Annotated in this window: 15 protein-coding genes and 1 pseudogene; 8 read left to right on the plus strand and 8 right to left on the minus strand. The window is 66.4% G+C overall.

The features are described from left to right. Positions 1-146: 146 nt before the first annotated feature. From I6F16_RS07080 to I6F16_RS07105, 6 genes are all read right to left on the minus strand, one after another. Positions 147-2,549 carry a TonB-dependent receptor gene (locus I6F16_RS07080; protein ID WP_225173517.1) on the minus strand — a complete coding sequence of 801 codons (2,403 nt, stop codon included), beginning with the start codon at positions 2,547-2,549 and terminating at the stop codon, positions 147-149. 144 nt (positions 2,550-2,693) lie between these two features. Further along, on the minus strand, positions 2,694-3,101 hold the full coding sequence (locus I6F16_RS07085; protein ID WP_036013788.1) for a DUF2946 domain-containing protein: 408 nt from the start codon (positions 3,099-3,101) through the stop codon (positions 2,694-2,696). Between the two features lie 143 nt (positions 3,102-3,244). Then, positions 3,245-5,308 carry a hypothetical protein gene (locus tag I6F16_RS07090; protein WP_225114475.1) on the minus strand — a complete coding sequence of 688 codons (2,064 nt, stop codon included), beginning with the start codon at positions 5,306-5,308 and terminating at the stop codon, positions 3,245-3,247. 7 nt (positions 5,309-5,315) lie between these two features. After that, positions 5,316-8,126 carry a DUF4159 domain-containing protein gene (locus I6F16_RS07095; RefSeq protein WP_225114474.1) on the minus strand — a complete coding sequence of 937 codons (2,811 nt, stop codon included), beginning with the start codon at positions 8,124-8,126 and terminating at the stop codon, positions 5,316-5,318. After that, the gene (locus I6F16_RS07100) at positions 8,123-9,067 is read right to left on the minus strand and encodes a DUF58 domain-containing protein (protein ID WP_036024824.1); all 945 of its coding nucleotides are present in this window, start codon (positions 9,065-9,067) and stop codon (positions 8,123-8,125) included. The genes I6F16_RS07095 and I6F16_RS07100 overlap by 4 nt, the downstream gene beginning before the upstream one ends. After that, the gene (locus I6F16_RS07105) at positions 9,067-10,065 is read right to left on the minus strand and encodes a MoxR family ATPase (protein WP_036013780.1); all 999 of its coding nucleotides are present in this window, start codon (positions 10,063-10,065) and stop codon (positions 9,067-9,069) included. Before I6F16_RS07105 ends, I6F16_RS07100 begins: the two co-directional genes overlap by 1 nt. Positions 10,066-10,333: 268 nt before the next feature. Here I6F16_RS07105 and I6F16_RS07110 point away from each other — a divergent pair, with 268 nt between their 5' ends. From I6F16_RS07110 to I6F16_RS07135, 7 genes and pseudogenes are all read left to right on the plus strand, one after another. Next, the gene (locus I6F16_RS07110; RefSeq protein WP_057026263.1) at positions 10,334-10,945 is read left to right on the plus strand and encodes a DUF1285 domain-containing protein; all 612 of its coding nucleotides are present in this window, start codon (positions 10,334-10,336) and stop codon (positions 10,943-10,945) included. A gap of 2 nt (positions 10,946-10,947) precedes the next feature. Then, on the plus strand, positions 10,948-11,619 hold the full coding sequence (locus I6F16_RS07115; protein WP_225114473.1) for a CoA pyrophosphatase: 672 nt from the start codon (positions 10,948-10,950) through the stop codon (positions 11,617-11,619). Next, the gene (locus I6F16_RS07120) at positions 11,616-11,879 is read left to right on the plus strand and encodes a DUF6111 family protein (RefSeq protein WP_036013774.1); all 264 of its coding nucleotides are present in this window, start codon (positions 11,616-11,618) and stop codon (positions 11,877-11,879) included. The genes I6F16_RS07115 and I6F16_RS07120 overlap by 4 nt, the downstream gene beginning before the upstream one ends. Positions 11,880-11,889: 10 nt before the next feature. After that, positions 11,890-13,146 (plus strand): CCA tRNA nucleotidyltransferase, encoded by a 1,257-nt coding sequence (locus I6F16_RS07125; protein WP_225114472.1) that lies wholly within the window; start codon positions 11,890-11,892, stop codon positions 13,144-13,146. Between the two features lie 61 nt (positions 13,147-13,207). Next, positions 13,208-13,331 (plus strand): annotated as a pseudogene (locus I6F16_RS38160) (sulfite exporter TauE/SafE family protein); the annotation flags it as partial. Positions 13,332-13,542: 211 nt separating this feature from the next. Continuing rightward, complete coding sequence (locus tag I6F16_RS07130) at positions 13,543-14,388, plus strand: outer membrane beta-barrel protein (protein WP_225114471.1); 846 nt, start codon at positions 13,543-13,545, stop codon at positions 14,386-14,388. 163 nt (positions 14,389-14,551) lie between these two features. Beyond that, complete coding sequence (locus I6F16_RS07135) at positions 14,552-14,905, plus strand: cupin domain-containing protein (RefSeq protein WP_109145945.1); 354 nt, start codon at positions 14,552-14,554, stop codon at positions 14,903-14,905. 216 nt (positions 14,906-15,121) lie between these two features. Here I6F16_RS07135 and I6F16_RS07140 read toward each other — a convergent pair whose 3' ends face one another. After that, positions 15,122-15,325: a DUF2158 domain-containing protein gene (locus I6F16_RS07140; protein WP_036024831.1), complete on the minus strand. Its 204-nt coding sequence runs from the start codon at positions 15,323-15,325 to the stop codon at positions 15,122-15,124. A gap of 103 nt (positions 15,326-15,428) precedes the next feature. Further along, entirely contained in the window at positions 15,429-16,478 is a 1,050-nt protein-coding gene (locus tag I6F16_RS07145; protein WP_128263021.1) for a hypothetical protein, read from the minus strand. Positions 16,479-16,735: 257 nt separating this feature from the next. On the opposite strand from I6F16_RS07145, the gene I6F16_RS07150 reads away from it, so the two are divergent. Continuing rightward, positions 16,736-17,119, plus strand: coding sequence for a hypothetical protein (locus tag I6F16_RS07150; RefSeq protein WP_225114470.1), 384 nt, complete (start codon positions 16,736-16,738; stop codon positions 17,117-17,119). The last annotated feature ends 21 nt before the right edge of the window (positions 17,120-17,140 follow it).

Here is a 17,140-nt window from a genome sequence, read left to right on the forward strand (position 1 = left end):
GCTAAGAGACCGTCGAGAAGACGCGCGGCTGCGCGCGTCATACTCCGTCATTGCGAGCGCAGCGAAGCAATCCTGAGTCTTTCCGCGGAGGCGGTCTGGATTGCTTCGTCGCAAGGGCTCCTCGCAATGACGGCGCGTGTCGTTACCTAGAACTTGAAGTTCGCGAACGCCCTGACGCCGATGCCGGGCAACAGCACCTGGTCCTTGTTGAAGGAGACGGCATTGCGGATGTTCTCGTTCAACAGGTTGTTGCCGACGAGCCCCACATGCATCTCGCGCGCGCCGAACCAACGTTGATCGAGCTGCGTTTTGTAGCTGACCTCGGCCCTTAGCAGGTTGTAGCCGGGCGTCGGCGTCTCCGCGATCGGTGCGATGTCGTTTTGCGCGAACGCGTGCAGCAGGTTGATCCGGGCAAACCATTCGGCGTCGCGATAGTACACACCACCGCCCAGCCGCTGGGGCGGAATGCGCGGCACGTTGGTGCCGTCGTCGAAGGTCGCACGCACGATGTCGTATTGACCTTCGATACCCCAGATCCCGTTCCAGACCGGCATCACGTCGTACTGGAACTGGAATTCGCCGCCACGAAATGTCGCGTCGCGCTGCGAATAGACCGCCTGATTCAGTTCGAGGCCAGCGCCGAGCTGGCAAACGCCGTCCTCACACGTGTTGCCGGTCAGACGCCGGTAGATAAAGCCGTTGAACTTGGTGTAGTAGCCGGTGATTTCGAAGCGAAGCGGCCCCACTGCCCGTCGCAGTCCCGCCTCGACCGACTTGGCGGTCTCGATGCCGAGATTGGGATTGCCTATGTCGAACGTGGTGGTGGCATCGTGGCCGCCGCGCGAGAACAATTCCGCCGGTTTCGGCGCACGCTCGACATATTGGCCGGTGACGCTGGCGACCAGATCCCAGGGAAGGCTGTGGATCAGGCCGATGCTCCCGCTCACCGGCGTGAAGTTGCGGTTGACCGCAATTGCGGGGCCGATCGCGGCCGGATCGACGGCGAGGTCGAACACATCGGGGACGAAGGCCGGCGCCGTGCCGCTCAACCTTGCGTTCTCGACGCGCCCGGCGATCTGGGCCTTGGTGGCTTCGCTGAATTTGAACTCGTTGAAGATGTACCCGGCGACCTTTGTATTCTTGTTCGGATCGAACAGTCCGTTGACCGGGCTGCCTGGATCGTCCGGACTCGGCGCGGTCAGCTTCTGGTGCGACGCCTGAACGCCCACAGCGGTGGTCAGCGCAGCAAAGCGGACGTCGAACGGCGCAAGCTGCACCTCGACGCGGCCTTCCTGTTCCTTGTTGGTGAAGGTTTGTCTCACGCCGAGCGAGCCGAGGTCGGCGGAGTCGGCGAGCCCGACCTCATCGTGCTTATAGTCGGTGGCGCTAGCCCAGAACCGGATCGCATCGATCGCCGCCGCGTCCGGCCGATATTCGCCTTTTGTCGTGAACTTTGTTTGTCGTCCGTCGATCCGCGTCAGGAACTCGCTGCCCTCGATACCGGGAATGTGGTAGAGCGCGTCGTGCTGAGTGATCGCCGCGCCCACGTAGCCGCCGTCGAAGATGTAGGAGCCGCCGACAGATCCGCCGTAGGCCTGCGATGCCGAATTCGGCTGGCGTCCGTTGAACGGCAGCGTCGGGTCGGTCAAGAACGGATAGCTCGGGATGTTGTAGTCGCCGGCCTTGCGGCCAAAGGCATCGGCGTGGAAGGCAAAGTTGCCGCCGCCGGCGTCGAGCAGCACGGCACCTTCGGTCCCGCGATCGACCGAAGTTACGGCCGTCCGTGTTTCCGCGGTGATGCAGCCCGGCGATCCCACGTTTGCCAGCGGTGCCTTGGTCGGGAGTCCGTAAGTCGGGAAGGGCGCCGTGCAGGACGGCAAGGCATCCGGAATTCGATTGTTGGTTGCGCTGACCACGCCGCCGATCGCGGTGGAGCCGTAGCGCAGCGTCGCCGGTCCGCGGATGACCTCGACCTGGGTGGCTGCGAGCGGATCAATCGGCACGAAGTGATCCTCGCCGAGATCGGACGCGCCGTTGCTGCCTGTTCCGTTCTCGATAATGCCGACCCGGTTGGTGTCGAGCCCGCGAATGATCGGGCGGCTGGATGCGCCGGGTGCGTATTCAGAGCCGGTGATGCCGGGCTTGGAGAACAGGAGATCGCCGAGCGTGCCGCCGCCGTTGCGCCGAATCTCCTCGTTCGGCACCACGGTGACGGTCGCGAACTGATCGGTCACAACAGGCAGCACGCCTTGCTGAGGCGCGGCGGGCACGGGAGCTGCCGGTGCCGCTTCAGCTGCCTGCTCGCGGCTGCGCACCCGCGCGGTCCGCGTGCCTCGGCCTGCGTTGCGGGTCGGCACCACTGCTCTGCGTACGATCGGGCTCGGCGCCGTTACGGTGATGGCTGGGAGCTCGGTCGACGATTTGTCTTGTGCCGGCTGTTGTGCCGGTCGTTGTGCCGAGTCTTGGGCGAACGCGGATGTGGCGGCGGCGCCAAGCAGGAGCAGACTTGCTCCGCCAAGGCGCTGCGCGCGTCGCAATTGAAATGACATGGTCCTGATTCCACTCAGGCGCCGTCCGAATGATGCTCTGCTGATCGGAGGCGGCCTGCCGTCGCGACGCGACGGAATTCGACTTCAACTTCTCCCAGGCTCTTGCCGATGTGCGGCGAGGCTGGGTGTGATCAAGCGTTGGAGTCAGGACGCAGGAGGGGCGCGCGGCTGGAACGCCGTGCGGGCCGATGTCAGATGAGCGAACTCGGCGTCGAGGCTGCGCCGGAGCAGCTCGATCGCCTGCGGCAGCAACAGCACGGGCGGCGTCGCCGACACGATCGTGCCCGCCATCGCAATGATGGCGCAGATGGCGCAACTCTCGTCGCGCGAATGCTCGCGGTCGGGACTTGAGGGCGATTGCTTCTCGACGGCGGCGCCGTCGGTTGCTGCAACGTCCTTGGCGCCGCCTTCGATGTGCTGGACCGATGATTGAGCAAAAGGCGCGGCCTGCGCGAACCAATGGCTGTGGCCGAACGTCAGCGCGAGCTGCACCAGCATCGCGAACAACGCGAGCCGGGCGCCGTGCCTGCTATTCGACCGGAACCACTTCATCTGGAAAACGCCACCCCCACACCGAGGCGTCAATCCCAGGACGCCGCGATGTTATAGTATAACATCGCCCGACCGGTTCACCGATGTCAACGGCGGGGGGATCGGCGCATGCAAGCCGCCAAGCCGATGTGTCGTTCGGGCAACTACCGCCCCTCGCGCACCCAGGTCGCCGCAAATGCGCCGAGCAGCAGCAGCAGGCCGATCAGGCCGGAGAAGATCGGCAGCACGCCGACGCCCTTGACCACGCTGGCATCGCGCATCCGCACACCCATCCACCCGTCGCCGTGGAACATGCCGACCGAGCGCACCGGCAGGATGCGCGGCAGCTCGACGCTCGAGCTAGTAGCCACGCGCACGGCATCGCCGCCCGTCGCCTGTGTCAGCGGCTTCAACGTATCGACCGTGGAGGTGACTTCCGAAAATTCCTTCGGATTGGTCGGGCCGACATTGATCAGCGCTTTCAGCGTGCCGTCGGTCGCCTGCCACAGGCCGAGCTCGCTCGCCGGCAGGCTGGCGCGCCACTCGCCGGGATCGCCGGCGCTCAGCGTCAGATCCTGCGACACGCCCGACGGCGATGTCACGCTGACGGGCTGGACGCTGTCCGCCATGGTCTGACGCACCACGACGAGGTCCTTGCCCTGCACCTGGAGGCGCAACGCCTCCTCGTCGAGATCAGGCTGCTTCATCAGCCAGTGCGACATCCGCCGCAGCAGGTCGAGATGCGGACCGCCGCCCTCATAGCCGCGCGCCCACAGCCAGATGTGGTCGGACAGCAGGAGCGCGACGCGGCCCTCGCCGAAGCGCGACAGGAACAGCAGCGGCTTGCCGTCGACGCCGGTCATGACGGGCGGGTTGACCGCATTGCGGGTATCGACGGTGCGGAAGAACCGGCTCCAGCGCGGCGGCTCGCTGGCGGAGCCTTCCAGCCCGCGCGTGACGGGATGGCGTTTGCCGAGGTCGGACAGATGCGCATAGAACGGCTTCTCGGTGACGCCGACCGGTTCGGCCGGCAGCACCGAATCGAGCGGCGTGCGCCAGATGCTGCTGTTCGAGGCATAGTCGGGGCCGGCCGAGACCAGCACGGCGCCGCCTGCGCGCACGTAACGCGCCATGTTCTCGAAATAGGGGATCGGCAGCACGCCCTGGCGGGCATAGCGGTCGAAGATGATCAGCTGGAATTCGTTGATCTTCTGCTGGAACAGCTCGCGGGTCGGAAACGCGATCAGCGACAATTCGTTGATCGGCGTGCCGTCCTGCTTCTCCGGCGGGCGCAGAATGGTGAAATGCACGAGGTCGACGCTGGCGTCGGACTTGAGCAGGTTGCGCCAGGTGCGCTCGCCCGAATGCGGCTCGCCCGAGACCAGCAGCACGCGCAGCTTGTCGCGCACGCCGTCGATGGCGACGACGGCGCGATTGTTCACCGGCGTCAATTCGCGTTCGAGCGGCGAGGCCTCGATCTCGACGATGTTCGGCCCGGCATGCTTGATGTCGACGTCGACGCTCGCGGCCTGGCCGCTGGAGAGCGTGCGCTCGTTGATGACCTCGCCGTCGCGGCGGACCGTGACCCTGGCGCGCTCGCCGGTGACACCCTGGTCGTCGAGGCGGTAGGAGATGGTCTGGCTCTGCCCGACGATACCGAAGCGCGGCGCGGCGGTGATCGCGATGCGGCGGTCGCGCTCGTCCTTCTGGCCCGTGACCAGCGCGTGCACCGGCGCCTGGAAGCCGAGCGCGGCGGCGTTCGCGGGAATGTCGTGGACGCGGCCGTCGGTGATCAGGAACGCGCCGGCGACGCGGTCGACCGGGACGTCCGCCAAGGCCGAGGCCAGCGCGCCGAACAGCTTGGTGCCGTCGGTCTCGCCGTCGGCCTGTCCGGCTTCGACGACACGGACCTCGAGGCCCTTGATCTTCTTCAGGCTGTCGACCAGCGCCTCCTGCGCTTGCGCAGCTTCGCGATTGCGGTTGCCGAAGTTCTGGCTCGGGCTCTTGTCGACGACAACAGCGGCGACCGAGGTGAGCGGATCGCGGTCCTCGCGGGTGAAGGAGGGATTGGAAAGCGCCAGCAGGAACAGCGCCAGCGCGGCCACCCGCACCGCGGCGCCGCGCGCGCGCGCCAGCAGCAGCACGAGCGCGACAATGACGATCGCGGCGAGCGCGAGCCACAGCACGATGGTAGGAACAAGCGGTGTGAACGCGATGCCGTAGTTCATGTCGATCCTATTGCCCCAGCCGTTCGATCAGCGCCGGAGCGTGGACCTGGTCGGCCTTGTAGTTGCCGGTCAGCGTGTACATCACGATGTTGGCGCCGGCGCGGTAGGCGAATTCGCGCTGGCGGGGGTCGCCGCCGGTCACCGGCAGCATGGCCTGTCCGTCGGGCCGCACCGCCCATGCGCCGGCCAGGTCGTTCGAGGTGATGATGATCGGCGAGACGCCGTCGCCGCCGCGCGCCGGCCGCTGCGCGCTCTCATCGTCGTCTTCGCGCGGCAAGGTCTCGACCCAGGTCTGGCCGGCGGTGAAGCGGCCGGGGAAGTCGCGCAGCAGATAAAAGGTCTTGGTCAGCACGTGCTCGCGCGGCACGGGCTCGAGCTCGGGCACGTCGAGCGAGGACAGGATCTCGCGCAGCGTCTGCATCGCCGGCGTCTGCGCCGCGCCGTTGGCGCCGGGCGGCGCCTCGATCGCGTCGCGGGTGTCGAACAGCACGGTGCCGCCCTGCTTCATGTAGACGTCGATCTTGTTGATGGCGTCCTGCGGCGGCTTCGGCGCGCCCGGCACGATCGGCCAGTAGATCAGCGGGAAGAACGCGAGCTCGTCGCGCGCGGGATCGACGCCGACGGGATCACCGGCCTCGAGCGCCGTGCGCTGGGCCAGGAACAGCGTCAGCCCGTTCATTCCCGCCTTGACGATGGAATCGACATCCGCATTGCCCGTGACGACATAGGCGAGGCGGGTCTGCGACACCGACTTCATCGCGAACTCGTCCGTGACGCCGTCGGCGCGCGACGGCGCCGGCGAGAGCGCCGCGAATCCCGCGAGCAGGGCGAGCACGATCATCGCGGGCGCGGCGCGGCGGCGCAGCAGCGCGGCAATGCCGCCGCCGAGCACCGCGATGATGATGGCGTCGATCAGGAACAGCGCGAGCGCCGTCGACAGCAGCCAGCCGCGCAAATCGCGCGGCTCGGCATTGGTGTAGGTGGCGTGCCGGGCGCGCAGGCTCGCGGTGTTCAGGGCGGCGATGCGGTCGGCGCTGGCAAGCGTGTTCACGGCGAGCGGTCCTTCTGCCGGACCGTAGAAGCCGGGCGGATGATCTGATGTGGCGCGGTCGCGATAATCGGCAGGAAGCGGCTTGGCCGTCGCGGGCGGCGGACCGAACGCGCCAAATCCGTCGAGGATGTGCAGCGGCGCCACGGTCTCAGCGGTCGCTTCGCCGGCAACGCCAGCGCCTGGCTTCGCGGTGTAGCCGGACATGTCGACCACCCGCCGCAGCATTTCGACGAAGGTGCCCGACATCGGTAAGTCAGACCAGCGCATGTCGGCGCTGACGTGGAACAGGCTGACGAGGCCCTTGCCGCGATGTTCGCCGGTGACGAGTGGCGTGCCGTCTTCCAGCGAGGCCCAGCTCTTGGTGGCGAGCACGGCGTCGGGCTCGGCCAGCACCTGGCGGCTCACGGTGACGTCCTTGGGGACCGCGACGCCGGCGAACGGGCCGTCGACGGCGAAGGAGGCGAGACGCTGCGGCTTCTCCCAGGTCAGGCTGCCGCCGAGCGTGCGGCCGCCCTTGCGCAGCTTGACCGGCACGAGGTCGTCCTCCGCCTGTGCCAGCCGGGGCCCAGCGAACCGCACCAGCACGCCGCCCTGGTCGACCCAGGCATTGAGGCGTTCGCGCAGCTCGGGGGCGATGGTGCCGACATCGGCGAGGATGATCATCGGCAGCTTCTGGTCGAGGAACTGCGTGATGCCCTGCTGAGGCGAGCCTTTGTCGGCGAGCCGGACGTCGGCGAACGGCGCCAGCGCGCGGGTGAGATAGAAGGTCGGCGCCAGCAGTGGCTGCGCGGTCTCGCTGGTCGCGCCCGAGATGATGCCGATGGCGCGGCGGCGCCAACGCTTGTCGAGCAGCTGCACCGCGCCGGCCGAGCGCTCGCCGGAGATTTCGAGCCGCGTGATGTCGTTGCGCAGCTCGACCGGCAGGTCGAACGCCGCCTCGGTTTCCTTGTCCTGCGGGCCGAACGAATAGCGCGCTTCGCCGATCGGCGACGCCTTCTGGTCCAGCGCGCGTACCGTGCCGACCGCAATCCCGCCGTCGGTGCGCAGCACCTTCACCGTCATCTTCGCTGCGGCATTCTCGGCGGCGACCAGGGCCAACGGCGAGGAGGTGCCGCCTTGGAACACGGTCAGGCTGCGGTCGCCGATGGTCTTGCCGAGGCCGGCCACGAAGTCCTCGCCGCGGCCGGTGTCGACGCCGTCCGAGAGCCAGGCGATCTCGCAGTCGCCGGTCACCTTGAGGAAACGGTCGACCGCCGCCAGCGTCTCGACGCGGTCGATCGAATAGGGCTTTGGCGCCAGCTGCCGCAGCGCGACGCGCGCCGCACCCGCCGGCATCAGGGTGATGTCGCGGTTCGGCTCGGACAGCGGCACCAGCGCGATGCCGCGGCCGTCATTGTCGGCATTGGCGATCAGCTCGTCCGCGGTCCTGATCCTGACGTCCCAGTGCGATGCGGCGCTCCAGCCGTCGTCGAACATGATCATCAGCGGCGCCTTGCTCCCGGCGACGCCCGTTTGCGGATTCCAGATCGGGCCGGCGGCGGCGAAGATCACCAGCGCGGCGGCGAGCAGGCGAAGCGCGGTCAGCCACCATGGCGTCCGCGAGGGCGTCTCTTCGCGCGGCGTGATGTCGAACAACAGCCGCGTCGGCGGAAACTCGATGCGGCGCGGCCGCGGCGGCATCACGCGCAGGAGCCACCACAGCACGGGCAGGCTGAGGAGGCCGATCAGGAGCAGCGGTTGCGTGAAGGCGAGCGGCAATCCCATCATGCGGCCGGCCCCGCCTTGATCGTCGTGGTGCGGGCGCCCGACTTGCTCACCTGCATGCCCGCATGCAGGAACAGCAAGAGCTCGGCGGCGGAGCGGTCGGTCGCGTGCGTCGTGAACAGCCAGTCAAGCTTGTTGGTCTCGGCGCGGATCTGGTCGCGGTGTAGCGCAAGCCGCGCGGTGTAATCCTGCGCCCAGCTCTCGGCGCGGCCGGCGGTGATCACGCCAAAACCTTCGGGCTCGACGAACTCGACGCGGCCGGAATAGGGGAACGATTCCTCGGCGGGATCGACCACCTGCACCATCGTGCCGTGCGCGCCGGAGCTGGACAGCCCGGCGAGCGTCGTCCTGATCTCGGCGATCGGCGACCAGAAATCCGACAGCACGATGATCTCGGCCAGCGCGGCCGGAACGAAGGATGGCGGCAGGCTCAGTCGGTCTGCATCGTCATGCAGCATCGCCTGCGCCATCCTGTCGATGACGCTGCGGCTTGCGGTCGGCGCCATCAGCCCGGGAATGCCGACGCGCTCGCCGCCGGCGACGAGCAGCTCGGCCAGTGCGAAGGCGACGATCAGTGTCCGCTCGAGCTTGGACACGCGCGCGGTCTTCGAGGCGAACGCCATCGAGGGCGAGCGGTCCGGCCAGATCCAGACCGTGTGCGAGGCTTCCCATTCCAGCTCGCGCACGTAGAGATGGTCGTCGCGCGCCGAGCGGCGCCAGTCGACGTTCTGCGACGGTTCGCCCGAGACGAAGCGGCGGTACTGCCAGAAGTTTTCGCCCGAGCCGGCGCGGCGCCGTCCATGCAGGCCGTGGATGACGTTGGCGGCGATGCGGCGGGCCTCGAGCACCAAGCGCGGCAACGAAGCGGCGAGCGTGCGGCTTTCGCCATCGGCACGTCGGATCGCCAATATCTCCTTCGCTGCCCGCCCGTTCTCCGCTGCCATCAACCGATCCGTGTCTTCAATTGCCGGATCACGTCCGGAATCGTGCGGCCTTCGGCGCGCGCCTGGAACGTCAGCGCCATGCGGTGCTTCAGCACGGGCTCGGCAAGGTCGAGCACGTCGTCGATCGAGGGTGCCAGGCGCCCGTCGATCAGCGCACGCGCGCGTACCGCCAGCATCAGGGATTGGCTGGCGCGCGGGCCGGGACCCCAGGCAATGAACTTGCCGGCTTCGCCGGAGTCCGGACCCGGGCGGGCCGAGCGCACCAGCGAGAGAATTGCTTCCACCACGGAATCGCCGACCGGCAGGCGCCGGATCAGGCGCTGCGCGGTGATCAGCGCATCCGGCGTCATCGCGCCCTTGGCCAGCGTCTCCTCCGCGCCCGTGGTTTCAAACAGGATGCGGCGCTCGGCATCGCGGTCGGGATAGTCGACGTCGATCTCCATCAGGAAGCGGTCGAGCTGGGCTTCGGGCAGCGGATAGGTGCCTTCCTGCTCCAGCGGGTTCTGCGTCGCGAGCACGTGGAAGGGTTTCGGCAGATCGTGACGCGCGCCGGCGACGGTGATGTGCTGCTCCTGCATCGCTTGCAACAACGCCGATTGCGTGCGCGGTGAGGCGCGGTTGATCTCGTCGGCCATCAGGAGCTGCGCGAACACGGGACCGGCAATGAAGCGGAAGGCGCGCCTTCCCGCGGTGCTCTCGTCCAGCACTTCGGCGCCGAGAATGTCGGAGGGCATCAAATCGGGCGTGAACTGGATGCGCTTGGCATCGAGACCGAGCGTGACGCCGAGCGTCTCGACCAGCTTGGTCTTGGCAAGGCCGGGCACGCCGATCAGGAGCGCATGGCCGCCGGAGAGGATGGTGACCAGCGTGTTCTCGATCACGCGATCCTGGCCGAAGATGACCGAGGCGATCGCGTCCTTGGCCGCGCGAACCTGGCTCGACACCTGCTCGGCCGATCGGACGATCCCGTCCTCGAGTTTCTCGACACTCTCCGCCATTCGCTTGCTCCTTCAGCCTGTGCAACGCGGCTTGCTTGCATCGTCAGCCTGTCACGTCAGGTCATCACGCCAGATCATGGGCCCCATGCTAGACTTGCAGGAAGGCCATGTATTCGTTGAATTAACCTATCCCCACCTTATCGGCTTCGGGGTATGTACGGCATCACGAAGTGGCGACCTCCACACCGGGCTATTCCGGATGGAACCGCGCACCTAAGTACAACGTAGACCTGCACCAATCGTGCCAATCACAAAGTCAGGGCAAACCATGGCGAACCAAGGGCAGAGCGCCGATCGGGGTCTCGAGGGACTGACTGCCGCCGCCAAAAGCGCTGCCAATGCCGAAGGCGCCAAGAAGGGCCTGCCTCCGGTGCATCTGTGGAATCCGCCGTTTTGCGGCGATCTCGACATCCGAATCGCCTCCGATGGTACTTGGTTCTACATGGGGACGCCAATCGGGCGTGCCGCCCTGGTGCGGCTGTTTTCGACCATTCTCAAGCGCGAGGGCGACAAGCATTTCCTGGTCACGCCGGTGGAGAAGGTTGGTATCCGCGTCGACGATGCGCCGTTCATGGCGGTCGAGATGCAGAAGGACGGCGAGGGCAGCCATCGCGTGTTGCACTTCCGCACCAACGTCGACGACTGGGTCACCTGCGACGCGGCGCACCGGCTGCGCTTCGAGCAGGCGGAGGATGGCGGGCTGACGCCCTATCTGCACGTCCGCGCGGACCTCTGGGCCAAGGTGACGCGCGCGCTCTATTACGATCTGGTTGACATGGGCGAGGAGCGGATGGTCGATGGCCAGCCGATGTTCGGTGTCGAGTCGGCCGGCGAGTTCTTCGCCATGGCCGATGCGGAGCAGGTGAGGGCGGCGCTTTGAATTTGAACAACCCTATCCTGACGAACGAGCCGGTCGCGCTTGGCGCTGCGGATTTCTTCGCCCGCTCCAGGGCGCGGCTCGGCTTCGACGTGCCGCCCGGCCTCTATGATCCCAACATCATCCCCGCCTCGGGCGATCCCGGCACCGACAAGATGCTCGAGATCATCGCGCGCGAGCAGCCGGTGCGTCCCGCAGCGGTCCTGATCGCGGTGGTCGACCATCCCGAGCCCACCATCCTGCTGACGCAGCGCTCGGCGCACCTCAACGACCATGCCGGCCAGATCGCCTTTCCCGGCGGCAAGATCGACGCGATCGATGCCTCGCCGCTCGATGCGGCGCTGCGCGAGGCCGAGGAGGAGGTCGGGCTGGCACGCGACTTCGTCGAGCCGCTCGGCTATCTCGATCTCTACGGCACCGCCTTCGGCTTCCGCATCCTGCCGACGGTGGCGAAGGTCAGGCCCGGCTTTTCGCTCAGCATCAACCATTCCGAGGTTGATGATGCCTTCGAGGTGCCGCTATCCTTCTTGATGAATCCGGTGAACCACCAGGTGCACAGCAAGGAATTCCGCGGCACGCCGCGGTCCTACTACGCGATGCCGTTCGCGGAACGCTACATCTGGGGGGCGACGGCGGGCATGCTGCGTGTGCTGTATGAGCGGATCTATTCGTCATGATCCGGACGGTTCTGACCGAGATCGGAATCTTCCTCATCCCCTTTGCCGTCTATGCGCTGTTCCTGGCGGCGACGCGGTCCGGTGTGTTCGCACGCTCCTCATGGCCGGTCGCGATCGTCGCGCGTCTTGCGCTGGTGGCGATCGTGCTGGTCATCGCGGGCCTCATCGGCTTGGCGGAGTTCTCCGGCGCGCCGCCGGATTCGACCTACGTCCCCGCCCATATCGAGGACGGCAAGCTCGTGCCGGGCACGGAAAAGTAGGGGCGGGTCCATGAGCGCGGAGCCTTTACTCGCCGATGCGCCCTGGCTGACCGCAGGCGGCACCGCGCGCGTCCTGGCGCTGCTCGGCACCGATGGCGAGGAGGCGCGGGTGGTCGGCGGTGCCGTGCGCAACGCGCTGCTCGGCCTTGCGCCGGGTGACATCGACATCGCGACCACGGCGCTGCCGGACGAGGTGATACGGCGGGCCAAGGCTGCCGGCATCAAGAGCGTGCCGACCGGCATCGACCACGGCACGGTCACGCTGGTGATCGATGCCCACCCCTATGAAGTCACGACGCTGCGCGAGGACACCGAGACCTTCGGCCGCAAGGCCAAGGTCGCGTTCGGCCGCGACTGGGTGAAGGATGCCGAGCGGCGCGACTTCACGATGAACGGCCTGTCGGTCGATGCACGCGGTGTGGTTTACGATCATGTCGGCGGCATCAACGACGCCAAAGCGCGGCGCGTGCGCTTCATCGGCGATCCCGACCAGCGCATCGCCGAGGATTACTTACGCATCCTGCGCTTCTTCCGCATCCATGCCGCCTTCGGCGCCGGCGATCCCGACCCGGACGGCTATCTCGCCTGCATCCGCCGACGCGCGGGCCTGGCCAGCCTGTCGGCCGAGCGGGTGCGCATGGAGATGCTCAAGCTGCTGGTCGCCGGTGGTGCGGCTGCGGCCGTGCGAGCCATGGCCGAGGGCGGATTGCTGCAGGCGTTGACTGGCGGCGTCGTCTATACGGGTCCCCTGGACACGATGATCGCGATCGAGCGCGAGCTCGGCCTCAGCCCCAGCAGCACGCGGCGCCTGGCCGCGCTCTCGGTCGCCGTCACCGAAGACGCCAAGCGCCTCGCCGTGCGCCTGCGGCTCTCCAATGCCGAGGCCAAGGCGCTGGATTCGATGGGGCACCGCTGGTGGCGCCTCGCCACCAAGGACGAAGCCAATGCACGGCGCTTGCTGTACCGGCTCGGGCCCGAGAGCTATCACGATCGCGTATTGCTTGGCTGGGCACGCGCCGCCGCTGACGTGCATTCGCCGCGCTGGCGCGCGCTTGCCGAGCTGCCGCAGCGCTGGACCGCGCCGAAATTTCCGCTGAAGGCCGCCGACTTCATCGCCCGCGGTCTCGCCGAAGGACCTGCGCTCGGCCATGTGTTGGCGCTCGCTGAAGACGCCTGGCTCGCAGCGGATTTCCCGCTGGAAGAAGCCGCGCTCGCTACGCTCGCCGATCAAGCCGTGGCCCGCATCAGAGGCGACCAGAAAGATTGACCATCGTCTCGGGCTTCGCCGATATCTCGCTTCTGCAGCTTCTACTTCGGTATGGCCGTGCCCGGCGTTCTTCGCCAAGGCCTTCGTCGATGCCGGTGCACATCCGCACCGCGATCCTCGATGCCGCCGTGATCACCGGCGGGCTGGTGATGATCTCGGCAGCGGCGAGGCAGCTCGTGGTCTAACGACGCCGGCTGAAATGGCGTTCTTGGCGTCTGAGGAGCATCTGATGTCGCGAAAATCTGGCGGCGTCGCGTCAGGCGAACTTCGCGCGCACAAACCGTGTTCCGCAGTTCCACGCTGTGTCGCCGACGCTACAGCAATATTGCGAGACCACCTCTATACCTTGGCTCAGGCGGTGCCGCCTTGTCACGCGCACAGCGTTCGAGGGAAGTCATGAAATCCATTGTCTCCAAATCCATCGTCTCTGCTGCCCTTCTGGCCTCGGCTGTGTGTCTCTCCCACGCCGCCTCCGCGGCCGATCTTGCCAGGGCCTACACCAAGGCGCCGCCCGCGCCGGTCGCATTCAGCTGGACCGGTTTTTACGCCGGCGTGCATGGCGGTTATGGCTGGAGCGATCCGACGGCGACCTTCGATCCCGGCGCGCTCGCAACCGGGACGGTGCCCGGCTATGTCGTCACGGGTGGCACTGGGCCGTTCACCCTGGATGTGAGCCCCAAGGGCGGATTCGGCGGCGGCCAAATCGGCTATAACTGGCAGTCCGGCACGTTCGTGTATGGTCTGGAAGCGGATGTCAGCGGCGCTGCCATCAGGGAAACGGCGAGCCGTCCCTTCAGCGTCACCGGAACGATCGGCGGCGACAATGGCGCCTTCACCGGCGTGTTCAATCTCAAGCAGGAAATCGATGTCTTCGGCACGATCCGCGGACGTCTCGGATACGCGGCGAACAACCTGCTGATCTACGGTACCGGTGGCTTCGCCTGGGGCCACGTCAAGAACAGCATCTTCACCTCCAATCTCGCCACGCCGAATATCGCCAATTTCAACGGCTTCTTCCCGGCCCTGACGCGAAGCGCGTCATCGTCCGACGTCCAGGTCGGCTTCTCCGCGGGTGGCGGCATTGAATGGGCTTTCGACCCGCGCTGGACGTTCAAGGCCGAGTACATCTACATCAATCTCGGAAAGTCGAACGGCAATGCTCTTGCATTCCCCGGAGCGTCCTTCACGGACACCGAGGTTCAGCTTCATACAGCCAAGGGCGGCATCAACTATCGGTTCTGATCCGATCGGCATCAGCTCGTAGGGATGGGTTTCGCCGTTGCGAAACCCATCCTTGTGCCACTCCCGGCGTCGCAGCAGTCTCGTATTGTGATTCAGCTCGTGCTAACCGGCGCAGCTCGTCTTGCAAACGCGGACCAGACTGCTGCTTGTCCAGGGAGACGCCATGAAAGCACCCGCAAATCTCGCCGAGAAGCTCGCAACCTTTACTGATCGCTTCTCCCCGCGCACGGTGGCGACCTATAACGACAACGACATCATGGTGGCCAAGCTTGAGGGGCCGTTTCATTGGCACAAGCACGAGGACACGGACGACTTCTTTCTCGTGCTCAGCGGGACGCTCGACATCGAGCTGCGGGACCGCACGGTCACCCTCAACCCCGGCGAGGTTTTTGTCGTGCCGAAGGGCGTCGAGCACCGGCCGGTGGCGCGTGGGGAAGTGCACATCCTCTTGATCGAACCGACGGGGACGCCGAATTCCGGAGACAGGGCCACGGCGGCGCCTCGTATCCTCGTCTGATCAACCCGCGCCCGTCATCGGGGCCGCGGTGAGGCCCTCGACGCACAGCGCCTTCACCGTCGAGCCATTGGCGGCGAGCTTCGCTTGCGAAATCCATCGCTTGCGCTTCTGCGACATCCAGCGATGTCCGCTATCGCCCTGTGGTTGACAGGGAAGCGGACATCGGGCGCGCCGGAGCCGAACTCGGCTCGCACGAGAATGCAGTCCGAGAAGTGCCTACTCCTCGTCATCATCTTCGTCTTCGTCGTCCTCGTCGTCTTCTTCCACCTGCACGAGCACGGCGAGCGGCAGCGTCTCGCGGAACAGGTCGCCTTCCATGCCCATCCACAGGCACAGCGCCTCGTTCTCCTTCACCTCCGCGACGGTCAGCGGCTGACCGCCGGATTTCAGCATCACGACATCGCCGGCCTTCAGATCCATGGATTGTCCTTTCGGGTTGATCGACACGGCCGACGCTAACAGGCCGTCATGACAGGCCGATCACGCCGGCTGCCGGCGCCGGAAGGTGTCTCCGCGGTACGACTCAGCTGCGCTCGCTCGTGACCGGCTGGTTCGGCAGGCACTGGTTGCTGAAATAGCCGATGGCATCGCGCGCGAGCGGAACATGGCAGAAGAAGCCGGTGGGGCGGTATCGCACCCTGATACGATCCAGCTGCGCCATGGTCAGCGTCATGAACGCGTCCAGCCGGCGGGCCTGAAGCTGTAGCCTGTGCTCATTGCTGTCGCGTGGTTTGTCGAGCTTGCGATCGTTCGGCACGTCGTTGCCGGAGGCCGGAGCTTGCAACGCATTCGGTCCGCCGCGGAGCACCTCGAAGCAATGGTGCATCACCAGGACGTGGTGCTTGGCGCTCCACCAGTTGATGGTCACGACCTTCTGCAACGCATCGATCTCGCCATCCGCCCGCCTGGCACAGAGGTTGACGTAGGATTTGAGCCCATTGGCCGTCGGGTCGTTGCACAATTCGTCGCTGGGGCGTCCGGGATCGGCGCCATTGAAGATCGCACCCTTGAACTGAGGAAGGTTGGCGTCGGAATCGCAATCGAAATTGTACTTGGTGAGCAGCGTTGCCGTCAGGGGATCCTGGTCGAGCGTGTGCTCTGCGGCCGGGTCGCGCCCGAGGTCGCTGGGCCAGTCGATGTAGATCTCCGCCTTGCGCGCGAAGATGGCGCCGTTCCGCCGCAGCGACGTGCGCGCCTTCCAATAGTCCGAGAACGAGCCGAATGTCTTGGAGTCCACCGGAATGAAAGCGGGGCTTGCCTGCGCCTTCAGCGAGCCGAACTGCTCGCGCAGCATGGTCTCCTGCTGGATCTGCACGTCGGCGAAGGCGTCCGAGATCTCGAGGAAGGTGTCGGTCGCCTTCTGCATGTCCGCCTTGGCCTGCTCGCCGACCTTCTGTTCATAGGAATTCAGGTACTGGAAATATCCGCCCAGGAAGCCGGTCAGCAGGGTCACGGCCGTCAGTCCCTTGGTGACCGAGAGGCGGCTGTCCCAGGATTGAATTCTCTGCCAGATACCCGCCGCCTTCACCGGGGATCGCGTGCGCGCTGCCTGCTTCGGAAGGTCCTGCTCCATTGTCGCCTCCAACTCGCCACGCCCCATGGCACGAGGCTACCGCAATCCCGGATTGCGGCTTGTGAAGCATTTCACTTCAAGTAAGGCAGGCGGGCTGCCGGATGTCGGGCGGCGGTAGCTCCTCGATCGAACGGGGAGGGTGTCTGGACCACCTCCCGCGATGCGAACGTCGCCTTGAATTCGCGGTCGGCATCGCCTAGTTTTTCGGCGTGCCGCACGGTATCCGCCACCATCTTCGTCAACTCGCCAGAACGGCCATGTTCGTGGCGATATCCGCGTTTGTGCTTCAGGCGGCCCTGATCTCGGTCTCGCAGGCGCAGGCGGCTGTTGGCGCCATTCCGATGCCGTCCGTCACGCTCAGCGGTTCCCTGCATTTCCACGATCAATTGGCCGGCCACGTGCATTCCCACGCCGGCGACGACGCGGAAGGCCACGTCCATGACGGGCCGGATCACGATGAGGACGGCACTCCCGGCGTGGCCTGGGACATGTTTGGCACCTCGATCGCCTCAGCGCAGGTCGTTCACCTGCTCAGCGTCTTCGACGTGCTCGGCGCCATGGACCTGCCGCTCGCGCGGGCCATTGTCGGGGTGCGCCCCGACGGACTCGTCCGGCCACCAAGTACCTTCAGCATCGCGTAGTCCCGGCGGCGCTTCGGTCGC

It is taken from the genome of Bradyrhizobium sp. IC4060 (genome assembly GCF_020193715.1).
Taxonomy (GTDB): domain Bacteria; phylum Pseudomonadota; class Alphaproteobacteria; order Rhizobiales; family Xanthobacteraceae; genus Bradyrhizobium; species Bradyrhizobium yuanmingense.